Consider the following 11,118-nt stretch of genomic DNA (forward strand, 5'->3'; position numbering starts at 1 on the left):
CATGTCAAGTCTCCCGAGGCCATCATTCGCCTATCTCACCTTGAACAAGGGCTCCAGCGGCCGGCATCGCAATCGGGCCTTCAGATCGCCCGACGTCCAAGCCTCCTTCAGCATTCCGAACACTTCCTCGTAGGCCGACAGCAGGCGATCCGCGTCCGCCGGCGAGTGCGCGTAGCTGACGTTGTGGTTGCCCAGCGTCAGGACGCCGCGCGCCAGCATCTCCTGCAGATACAGCGTCTTGAGTTCCCAGGAAGTATAGCGCGACGTATCCTTGAACTGCACGGACGACCAGACCGGCGCGCCTCCAACGGACAGCGCCTCTTCCAGGCCGTATCGCGCGATAAGCCCGCGAACGCCGTCCTGAATGCGCCGGCCGAGCGCATGCAGCGCGGGGATCACCGGCTCGCGCTGGAGCTTCGTCAGCGTCGCCAGCGCGGCGGCCAGCGACAGCGTCTCTCCCCCGAACGTGAAGGAGTAGAAGATCTCCTCCATTCCCTTCATGATCTCTCTGCGGCCCACGATCGCGGAGATCGGATGCCCGTTGCCCATGCCTTTGCCGAAAGTCGCCAGGTCCGGCGTGACGCCGAAGGCTTGCTGCGCGCCGCCCTCCGCGAACCGGAAGCCCGTGATCGTCTCGTCGAGGACGAAGACGGCGCCGTGCTTGCGGCACAGCTCCCGCACCCCCTCGAGGAAGCCCGGTTCCGGTTCCTCCGCGTTCATCGGCTCGAGGATGACCGCGGCGAACGCGTCCGGATGATCCAGGAACAGCCGCTCGAGCGTGTCCAGCCGGTTGTAGGCGAAGGTGTGGGTCAGCTCGCGCACGGCGTTCGGCACGCCGAAGTGGCGGGCCGTCGAGCCGATGTACCAGTCCTGCCAGCCGTGATAGCCGCACACCGCGACCCGCTCGCGTCCCGTGTAGGCGCGGGCGAGACGGATGGCGCCCGCGGTGGCGTCCGAGCCGTTCTTGCCGAAGCGTACCATCTCCGCGTAGGGGATCATCTCCGCCAGCTTCTCGGACACCTGAACCTCGAGCGGGTGCGCCAGGCTGAAGGAGACGCCGTTCTCCAACTGCTGCGCGACCGCCCGGTTCACGTCCGGATCGCCATAGCCGAGCAGCACCGCGCCCAGGCTGTTCACGTAATCCACGTATTCGTTCCCGTCGACGTCCCAGACGCGGCTGCCCTGACCTCTCGCGATGAAGTAGGGAGAGACGCCGCGGGGATATTGGGTCATGCTCTTGCTAAAGGTCTGGCTCCCCAGCGGAATCGTCCGCAGCGCTTGATCGAGCAGCCGCTCGGATTGGGCGTAGCGGCTTTCTTCGGCTGCGCTCGCCGGGATTGCTGCGCCTGTCGCATTTGCCGCGTTGGCTTCTTTTTTTGCGTTTTCGGCGCTTGCCGCTGCGCTTTCTTCGGTTGCCGCGCTTGCCGCTTTTGCGAGATTCGATGCGTTGGATGCCGTCATGATTCGATCACCTTTCTTCCTTAGGAATGGATCTGCCACTGAGAGGGGTTCAGCAGCCTGGGGTCGTCCGCGGCCAGTCTCTCGTAATTCAGCCGTCTGGGCGCGCGTCCGGCGAAGCCCAGCAGCTCGCACAGCTGCGCGCGGTCGTTCACGCCGCAGACGACCGCGTCCGCTTCTTCCAGGTGGAGCGCGAAGTCCAGCGCGGCTTCGACGGACCGCAGCGCGTGCCGCTCCAGGAACGCGCGGTAAGTCCCGAGCGCTTCGTCGAACTCGGCGAAGTAAGGCGGCAGGTCCGCCGGCTCCATGAGCAGCAGCCCCTGCAGAAAGACCGAGCGGACGTGCACCTCCGCCCCCTGGGCCTTGCAGGCCGACAGCGCGCCGCTTCGCAGCAGCCGTTGATCCAGCAGGCTGACCGGCGCCTGGACGATCCCGATCGGATAGCGCGCGAGCAAGGCCGGCAGGTCGTCCTCGGCGTAGACCGAGACGCCGATCCGCTCGGCGAGCCCCTGCTCCCGGCAGCGCAGCAGCCAGGCCATGATCGCCTCGCCCTCCGGCCCGTACAGTTCGTCGGGCCGGTGAAGCATCAGCCCGTACACGCGGGGCTGCCGCAGCCGCCGGAGCGAGGACGCGAGCAGCCGGTCCGCGGCGTCGCGGTCGAAGACGCCGTCCGGAGACAGCAGGTTCGGCAGCTTCGTCGTGATTGCGAACGCATGGCGCGCCGGAAGCAGCCGGCCCAGCACCTCCTCGCTGGCGCCGTACAAGGCGGCGGTGTCCAGCACGCGCACGCCGCTCTCCGCGGCCGTCCGGAGAATCTCCTCCGCCTCGCCCTCCGACGTCTGCCCGCGCGTGTTCGAGACGCCGTAGTTCATGCCGAACTGGGCGGTTCCAATGCCGAACGACGCAGCCTTTCCCGCCGTTTCCACCTTTCCCGGCGCCCTCATCCGTTCGCCTCCCCCAGCCGCCGGTCTTCGCGCAGCGACTTCGCCTCGCCTTCGTTCCGCCCGATGCCGCCGTTGATCCCGCGCAGGTCTTCGTGACGCTCCATTAGATGAAGCAGCTGCGCGAAGGTCGCGTCCGCCGCCGGCCACCCGGCCGCCCTCGCCTTTTCCGACAGCGCCTGGAGGAAGCGATAATCCCGTTCCTCGTCCAGCGTCCACCGGTAGCCGGCATAATCCCCGTCGCTCGTCACGTTCGCTTGCGGGAACCGTTCCGGCCGGCTGCGGATGAAGGGCGTCACGTGCTCCCGCTCGGAGGACCAGCGCGCTTCGCGCCAAGCCTGCTCCAGCGCTTCGAACGCGAACACTTCCGTATCCAGCCCGTCCGGATAGGTCGGGGGATTCAGATTCGACGCGTATCGCACGCCGGGCTGCGCCTCGAGGTAGCGGTCGATCACCCGGTCCACGATCTCCGGGTCGATGAACGGGCAGTCTCCGGTGACGCGCACCACGACGTCCGCCCGGAACTTCCTCGCCGCCTGGTAATAACGTTCGAGCACGTCGTGCTCGCTGCCGCGGAATACCTCGATGCCTTCCTTCGCGAGAGAGGCGGCGAAAGCGTCGTCGGCCGCCGTATCCCCGGTGGCGACTACGATTTGGCTAAGACGCCTGCTCCTCGACAGACGCATGACCATGAGGCGGACCACCGGAATCCCGTCCAGCGTGCGCATGACTTTGCCCGGGAGCCGGCTCGACCCCGTCCGGGCCTGGATGACCGCAACGATCTGCATGGATCCGATTCCTCCTAAAACGGGATTGACTCTCTGTAGCGATTAGTATAAATTAAAATTATTGAGGTTACAATATGTATCACTAAAATTACGATTTGTATCACCAGCGAGAAACGACAGCGATACGCAGGACCTAGTCCAAACGGCTTCGCCGCGTGAATCAGAAGAAAAACGGCCGCGCGCCACCGCTCTGATTCATGAACAAAAGGGAGGTTTCGCCTTGAAAGAATCTGTAGCACGGGAACGCATGCGGCTGCTCATCGAACGCTATTACCGGCTGAACCGGGTGACCGTATCCGACGATACGAGCTTGTTCGTCCGGGAGCTGGCCAACGAACTAGGCCTTCCGGTTCTGTCCGTCCCGAGCGGCTCGCCCTGCCTGACGTGGACGGTGCCCCGCAAATGGGTCGTCCGCGAGGCCTATATCGCGCGCGAAAACGGGGAACGCATCGCCGACTTCGATTGGAATCCGCTCTACTTGAACTCCTATTCCGTCCCCTTCACCGGGACGCTGACCCGCGACGAGCTGCTGAAGCACGTCCACGTTCATCCCGTGCACGAGGACCGGCTGATCTATCTGAACCGTTGGCAGTACCATCTCAAGCAGACGCAATGGGCGTTCAGCCTTCCGGCCAGCACGGTGCGGACGATGACCGACGAGACGTACTTCGTGCGGATCGACACGGCCTTCGAGGACGGGACGCTGGACATGATCGATTGGACCTTGCCCGGCCGGTCGCCCGAGACCGTCTTCTTCGGGGCCCACACCTGCCATCCCGCCCAAGTGAACGACGGCATCGCCTGTATCGCCGTCCTCGTCGAGCTGTTCCGCCACCTGGCCTCTCTCCCCGAACGGGAGTATACGTACCGGCTGATTCTCGGTCCCGAATACTACGCCGCGGCCGTGCTGCTGCAATACGGCGAGAACGTCGACCGGCTGCGCTATGGCTACTACCTCGACATGATGGCCAACCCGCTCCCCGTCAGCTATTCGCGTTCCTTCCGGGGCGACAGCTACGCGGACCGCATCGCCCGGAGCGTGCTGCAAGGCTACGAGGCGGGACGCCATGACGCGCCCTACCGAAGCCTCTACGGCAACGACGAGATGTTCTACGACGGCCCCGGCTTCGAGATTCCCACCGTCTGCCTCAGCCGCCATCCTTTCGCCTACTACCATACGGATTGGGACGACCTGGACCGCTGCGACTTCGGCAAGCTGGAGGAATCGCTCGCGATGCTCAAGGATATCGTTGGCACTTTCGAGACCGACTGCGTCCCCGTCCGCCTGTTCGACGGGCCGCTGTACCTGAGCAAGTACGATCTCTACATCGATCCCTTGATCGACCGCAAAGGCTATGAAGCGCTCCAAGAGATCCAGATTCTGATGAACGGACGGCGCAGCTGTCTGGAGATCGCCGAGCTGGCAGGCGTCCGATTCTCCTTCGTCCGCGCGTTCGTCGATGAACTGATCCGGCATGGACTGGCCCGCGAGGCCGGCCGGATTCCGCAATTGGAGGCGGTCCAATGAGAAGCTACCATAGCCACCTTGGGCATACCGCGAACGCGACTTTGCCCCTCCCCGTCGCCCGCAAGCCCGTCTTCCGCTCCTCGGCCATCTTCCCGGCGTTCCGGCAGCCGGGACTGACGACGCGGATCGGCTTTCTCGGGTACTGGATGGTGAAGCGCAAGATTCCGGAGATCCATTCGGTCCTCACGCTCCGCTCGTCGGCGGGTGACATGCTGCTCCGGCGCGCCGAACGGATCGCCGATTCCAAAGCCTACCGCGCGGAATTGGACGACCTGCTGGCGGATGCCGGCTGGGCGGAGGAGACCTTCACCGGCAGCCTGGAGATCGAATTCTTCGCTTCCCGGGATCTCGTCTATCCCTATCCCGCGGTGATCGTCAACTATTACGGTCCCGAATTCGGCACGGTCGTACATACCGCCCAGCGCGTGTTCAACGACGCGGAAGACCGCAGCGCCAACCGGGAGACCTCCGTGCCCGAAGCGGGCTTCAACGTCTATGCGGACGAAGACCGGGAGCCGTTCTTCGCCTTCGTCAACGGATTCGAGCCCGTCGTCGGCGGCCGCGTCGCCATGACGTTCTTTAACGCGTTCGGCGAATCGCTCGCCTCCGCGCTGGACATCCCCCTGCTCGCGCCCTACGAGACGACGGTCGTCTACCCGGACCGCCACGTCGACTTGCGCGCCTTCCTCCGCGGCCGGCCGGGTACCGCGAAGATCGCTTTCGACGTCGACTGGGTTTTCCCCCGGATCGTCGCGGGGAACGCGCAGCGCTCCCGCCAAGCGCTCAGCGTCACGCACACCTACTACGACTGCTCCGGCAGCGCGACGGACGCGGACTACTGGCCGCTGTCGCCCGAGGGCTATCATCCCGCCAGCTTGTACGTGCCGGTCACCGCATCGGACTACCGCTACACGAACATCCACTTCTATCCGATCTATTCGCCGTCGGAGCTCGAAGTGGACGTCGAGCTGTACGATGCGGAAGGGGCGCTGCTCGGCGCCCGGAAGGGCCTGCACACGATCCGGCCCGACGACGCCGGATTCCATACGATCGGGCTCCGCCCGCTGTGCGAATCGCTCGGCATCGATACGGCGCAGCCTATCGGCGCCAACCTCATCGCCCGTCCCGCCGCCGGCCAGCGGCTGCCGACCCGCCTGAAGATCGGACTCGATTACGGCGAAGGCGAAGACGCGTTGCCTTGCAACATCTGCAAGACGATGGAGGTCTGCAATCCCGCGCTCGAAGCCAAGACGGGCAGCTTCCATTGGGGACCGGTCCTGACCGATCAAGCGGACGCCGTCGTCTGGCTCGTCAACAGCTGCCCGAAGCAAGGCTACGACCGGTTCGCGGACTTGACGCTCGCCTTCTACCGCGAACAAGACGCGGAGGTGCTCGCCCGCCCCGTCCGATTGGCCCCCAATGGCATCCGCGAGCTGCGCCTGAGCGAAGATCCCGAGCTTCGCGCCTTCCTCGGCGAAGGGACGGGTTGGTACGTCGCCACCTCGGCGAACCCGTACGTAAAATCTTATTACCTGTGCGAGAGCCGCTCCGGCATCGTTGGCGGAGATCACGACTTCTAGGGCAATGGAGGAGACCGACCATGCAGATGATGGAACTGTTTGACCGGTTGTACCCGATTAACCGGAGTATCACGGGCGACGGGGTGCGGGAGACGCTGCGCATCCTGAACGAGTACGCCCCGATCGCCCAGACCGAATACCCGACCGGCACCGTCTGCTTCGACTGGACCGTGCCGAAGGAATGGAACGTGAGAGCCGCGTACGTCAAAGACGGCAGCGGACGCGTTCTGATCGACTTTAGCCGGAACAACCTGCACCTGATGGGCTACAGCGCCCCGTTCCGCGGCTTCGTCTCGCGGGAGCAGCTGATGGCGCATCTGCACACGCGCGAGGACCTGCCGGACGCGATCCCCTACGTCATCTCCTATTACCGGGAGGATTGGGGGTTCTGCGTCGAACACCGTCGGCTGCCGGAATTCACGGACGACTGGTACGAAGTCGTCATCGACGCCGATTTGGCGGACGGCCGCATGACGATCGGAGAAGGGTTCATCCAGGGCCGCACCGATGAGGAGATTCTGCTCTCGACCTATGTATGCCACCCGTCGATGGCGATCAACGAACTGTCCGGCCCGCTCGTCCAGACGTTCGTCTACCGGTATCTGCTGGAGCGGCAGGGCGATCTCAAGTACAGCTACCGATTCCTCTACGTCCCGGAGACGATCGGGTCCCTCTTGTACCTGAGCCGTCACGGCGACGACCTGAAGCGACGGGTGGCGGCCGGCTACGTCGTGACGTGCGCGGGCCACGACGGCGGGTTTACCTACAAGCGCAGCAAACGCGGCGACACGCTGGCGGACAAGGCGGCGCTTCACGCCCTCGAGCGTTCGGGCAAGCCGTTCAAGACCGTGGAATGGAACCCGTTCGGCAGCGACGAGCGGCAGTACTGCAGCGAAGCGTTTCGCCTCCCCGTCGGGAGCTTAATGCGGACGATGTACGGCGAATATCCCGAATACCATACGTCCCTGGACGACCGATCCTTGCTGTCGGAGCGCTCCCTGCAAGATTCGGTCGCCATGTACGCGGACGTCATCGAGACGCTCGAAGCCAACGAGATCTACGCGTGCACGCATCTCCACGGAGAGCCGAAGCTGGACAAGCGCGGATTGTACCCGTACACCGGAGGCACGCGGAGCAAGGCGGAGCAGCGCAAGGTGTCCGCCATCACCTGGCTCCTCGCCTTCAGCGACGGAGAGCGGGATCTGATCGGCGTCGCGGACAAGATGAACGCCATCGGCGGGATGAACGTCACTTGCCGGGAGCTGCGGGAAGCGGCGGAGATGCTGAAGGCGCACAGCTTGCTGCGCAGGATCGCCGGAAGCGGCTCGGAGGCGGAGGCGGAGGCCGCCTATGTATTAGAGATGCAGGCGAGAGGATAGAGGGATCGGGCATGGAAAAAAGGAAGATCATCCTCCTGGCACTCGGCGTCGCCGTGGCGGCCGGTGGAGGCGCGGCCGCCTTCGCGAAGGAATACGAACGCATCCGGAGCGAGTCCCAAGCCGCCGAGGCGTTCGTCCCGGCCGTCGTCTCCGAGCAGAAGCCGCTTACGCTATATCAGAAGCTCGAGCAAGCGCAGGTCGTCCGTTACCTGATCATCGGAGACGAGATCGGCCAGAGCGAAGGCGCGTCTCAATCGACGCGGACGTGGATGGCCCAGTTGAACGCCAAGCTGATCGAAGGCTATGGCATTACCCCCTTCGTCTACAAGATTACAACTGCGGGCGGCACGGTGTTCGGCGGCTGGATGGACTACCTGACCTACAATACGCCGCCCAAGCCGCCTCCGATCGACCTCGTCTTCCTCAGCTTCGGCCAGAACGACCAGCGCGCGATGAGCACGGGCACGTTCGCCGCGATCTACGAGAGCCTGGTTCGGCGATTGAAGGCGGATTACCCTGCCGCGGAGATCGTCCCGTTCATTCAGAACGGCATGAAGGACGAGGAGATCCCGAACGTCATTCAAGCGATCTCCGACCATTACGGCTTGATCCGCGTCGACATGCGGGCCTCTTTCGCCGCGTCCGGTCTCCCGGTCACCCGTCTGACCAAGGACGGCGTGCATCCGAACGGCAAAGGCTACGAGCTGTATGCGGAGCAGATCTACGGCGCGATCGTCGCAGCGGAGCGGGAAGATCGCCCGATCTCCGTCTTCAGGGACGATCGGCTGTACCCAGAGTCGGCATCGTACCGCACCGCCCGTCTCAACGCAGACTGGAGCGAAGCCGAGGGCTTTACTCCGACCGCCGGCGCGATGACGGGGCGAACTCCGGGGAGTTATGTGGAGGCGACGTTCGAAGGCACGGCATTCGGCGTCTCGATCGCGGCCCAGGACCGCGGGGCCGTCCTCGACGTCTTCATCGACGGCAAGCCGAAGGGAACCATGAATACGTACAACCCGTTCCCTACGACTTGGCCGCGTCTTCTGGCAGGCGATCTATCGCCTGGGCGGCATACCGTTCGCTTCGTCATTTCCGCGGATCAGCCGGTCGAGGAATCGTATGCCGCGATTCGAGGAATTATCGTTCCCGCCTCCCGCGAGCCGTGATGCCGCTGGCGGATTGGGGCCAGCTGGAACGGCTGTCGATCTGATGCGAACCGCCGCCCGGCAGCACAGGCGCTCAGGAGAGAATAGCAACGGCCCTTTTCATGGTAATCGTCGAATCCAGTCATATGATCTAATGACAGCATAGGAAAGGGGGGGGTATCTCTGTCGTGATGCATTTAGTATCAGAATAAAACGGGGCGTGAAATTACATGTTTCTAAATTACATCAATAACTTTCGAGGTTTAGCCATTTTGTTTATCCTCGTCGGCCACGGGTTCATTATTTTTTATCCATATTTAGATCCTTTAACTTCATCCTTTATGACTTCCTTATTCGAAAATGGCACTGTACTGTTCCTATTTATATCCGGCTTTCTGTTTCAGCATCTATCAGCGAAATACCAGTATAAAAAGTACATGTTATCAAAAATCAACAATGTCATATTGCCTTATATAATTATTTCGATTCCAGCGATAATATATCAAATGATTTGGTCTCCGACATTTAAAGAACACTTTATTTATCGTTTTCCAAAAATGATCCAAGTACTGTATCTCTATATTACCGGTTATCATCTTGTGCCGTTTTGGTTTTTACCCGTTATTTCGCTTTTTTATCTAATATCTCCATTATTAATCAAACTGGACAAGTGGAAATATTTTTACTACATGCTACCTATATTTATCATCATTTCAACTATAGTGCCGAAAAATTTTACGAACGTACTTCAAAGTTTCGTGAACTTGTTCTCAATTTACGTTTTGGGTATGTTTGTAAGCCATCATAAAAAAAAGCTAATTCCATTAATTCAATCCAAAGTGATACTTCTCACGTTGTTGAACGTTATCTTAATCATACTATCCACTTTGTTTTTATTCATGGATTTAGGAGATGGAAGATTTCTAACAATGTGGAATAAGATTGTCTTATGCTTTGTAATACTTGGCTATTTTTCAAAATATGATTACGCTATAAACACAAAATTTAAATATATGGCAAATGTTAGTTTTGGTTTGTACTTCGTTCATTATTATTTTCAAATGGCGCTTGGGAAGATTGTAGATAAGTTCATTATACTGAACGATCTAAATCAAATTACTCTTTTATTAACATGCACGCTGTTTACCTTATTATTGATTTCGTTAAGTGTATTAGCAATCTTCATTATCAAAAAAATATTTTCCGTACACAGTAGAAAGATCGTTGGTTGTTAAGAATCCAGGCTAGACTTTATACTCGCTCGGCATCTCAGCAAGGACCCTCCACGCCAAAAAAGGCGCCTGCAAGGGCTTCCCGCCCCTAAAGCGCCCTCCCTGCCCTTCCCCTACCTCACCGCTTGCTTAAGATAGTAGGCGAACTTGAACAGCTTGCCGTTGATCTTGGAGATCTGGAAGTAAGGCTTCTGCACCGCGCCGAACGCCCGGAAGAAGCTCTCCACCGGCTCGTGCATCCCGCCGTGGAAGTCGAACTTCTTGGTGACGGCGGACAGCCGCTTGATCGCCTCCCACAGCAGGAGCGAAGCGGCGCCGCTGTTGCGCAGCTCCGGATCCCCGCCGCCCAGCAGATAGTAAGCGCATTCCGAATCCCACACGATATAGACCGCGGCATGAATCTGCCCGTCCTCGTCCAGCGCGAACATCAGCTTCCGGCAATCGCGGGCTTTGCACGCCTCGTCCACCTTCTTGATGAAGTCCAGGGAGTGCGGCATCGGCACCTGCTGCCGGTCGAACGTCATCTTGTTCAGCCGGTGGAACGCTTCGATGTCGTCGCTCTCGACGACCTTGACGATCTTCTCCGCCTTGCGGATCTCGTTGCGGGTCTTCTCCTTGAAGCCCGCGAACAGCTTGTCGTGATCCGAGATGTCCTCGAAGAGGTAGGTGTACCGGGTCGTCTGGCGGAAGCCTCTCCAATAGAACGTCGTCCAGTTGGTGATGTTCCAGTGGAAGTGCTGATAGTAGTAGTCGACGTTCGGCAGCCGCTCGATGATCTCGAGATAGATCTCTTTCTCGTAAGACAGACGCGTTGCGTACTTCTGATTCCTCGGATACTTGATCCAGATGCCCATCATCAAGGTGAGATAGGGCATGTCGATGACGTCGAAGATCAGCTTGCGCGTCTTGAAGTAGGGCAGGCTGGCCACGACCTCGCCGCCCCGCTCCACGAGCAGCACGTCCCATTGGTGCTCCCCGACCGTCGCGTCCAGCCACCAGTCCTGGTTGATCACCGGAATGTCCGGGTTCGCGCGGCACAATGCCCTGTATTTCGCTTTGTTGTCCAT

At 60.6% G+C, this 11,118-nt stretch carries 9 protein-coding genes; 5 read left to right on the forward strand and 4 right to left on the reverse strand.

Annotated features, from left to right (window positions below; all coding sequences use genetic code 11):
- Nucleotides 1-30 precede the first annotated feature (30 nt).
- The 3 genes from H7C19_RS13490 to H7C19_RS13500 are packed head-to-tail and all read right to left on the reverse strand — an operon-like array spanning nucleotide 31 to nucleotide 3,187.
- Nucleotides 31-1,461: an aminotransferase class III-fold pyridoxal phosphate-dependent enzyme gene (locus H7C19_RS13490; RefSeq protein ID WP_185143175.1), complete on the reverse strand. Its 1,431-nt coding sequence runs from the start codon at nucleotides 1,459-1,461 to the stop codon at nucleotides 31-33.
- A gap of 20 nt (nucleotides 1,462-1,481) precedes the next feature.
- Nucleotides 1,482-2,402, reverse strand: a complete 921-nt coding sequence (locus tag H7C19_RS13495; protein WP_185143176.1) for an aldo/keto reductase — start codon at nucleotides 2,400-2,402, stop codon at nucleotides 1,482-1,484.
- On the reverse strand, nucleotides 2,399-3,187 hold the full coding sequence (locus tag H7C19_RS13500) for a cytidylyltransferase domain-containing protein (protein ID WP_185143177.1): 789 nt from the start codon (nucleotides 3,185-3,187) through the stop codon (nucleotides 2,399-2,401). Before H7C19_RS13500 ends, H7C19_RS13495 begins: the two co-directional genes overlap by 4 nt.
- Before the next feature lie 220 nt (nucleotides 3,188-3,407).
- Here H7C19_RS13500 and H7C19_RS13505 point away from each other — a divergent pair, with 220 nt between their 5' ends.
- The 5 genes from H7C19_RS13505 to H7C19_RS35700 all read left to right on the forward strand — a co-directional run bounded on the left by H7C19_RS13505 (nucleotide 3,408) and on the right by H7C19_RS35700 (nucleotide 10,054).
- Nucleotides 3,408-4,715, forward strand: a complete 1,308-nt coding sequence (locus tag H7C19_RS13505; protein ID WP_185143178.1) for a DUF4910 domain-containing protein — start codon at nucleotides 3,408-3,410, stop codon at nucleotides 4,713-4,715.
- Entirely contained in the window at nucleotides 4,712-6,295 is a 1,584-nt protein-coding gene (locus H7C19_RS13510; RefSeq protein WP_185143179.1) for a hypothetical protein, read from the forward strand. Before H7C19_RS13505 ends, H7C19_RS13510 begins: the two co-directional genes overlap by 4 nt.
- Nucleotides 6,296-6,315: 20 nt before the next feature.
- Complete coding sequence (locus H7C19_RS13515) at nucleotides 6,316-7,674, forward strand: DUF4910 domain-containing protein (RefSeq protein ID WP_185143180.1); 1,359 nt, start codon at nucleotides 6,316-6,318, stop codon at nucleotides 7,672-7,674.
- 11 nt (nucleotides 7,675-7,685) lie between these two features.
- Nucleotides 7,686-8,840 (forward strand): SGNH/GDSL hydrolase family protein, encoded by a 1,155-nt coding sequence (locus tag H7C19_RS13520; protein WP_185143181.1) that lies wholly within the window; start codon nucleotides 7,686-7,688, stop codon nucleotides 8,838-8,840.
- A 209-nt stretch (nucleotides 8,841-9,049) separates the two neighbouring features.
- On the forward strand, nucleotides 9,050-10,054 hold the full coding sequence (locus H7C19_RS35700; RefSeq protein WP_185143182.1) for an acyltransferase family protein: 1,005 nt from the start codon (nucleotides 9,050-9,052) through the stop codon (nucleotides 10,052-10,054).
- A gap of 110 nt (nucleotides 10,055-10,164) precedes the next feature.
- Here H7C19_RS35700 and H7C19_RS13530 read toward each other — a convergent pair whose 3' ends face one another.
- On the reverse strand, nucleotides 10,165-11,118 hold the full coding sequence (locus H7C19_RS13530) for a GNAT family N-acetyltransferase (RefSeq protein WP_185143183.1): 954 nt from the start codon (nucleotides 11,116-11,118) through the stop codon (nucleotides 10,165-10,167).

The sequence above is a fragment of the Cohnella nanjingensis genome, from assembly GCF_014212125.1.
GTDB classification, from domain to species: domain Bacteria; phylum Bacillota; class Bacilli; order Paenibacillales; family Paenibacillaceae; genus Cohnella; species Cohnella nanjingensis.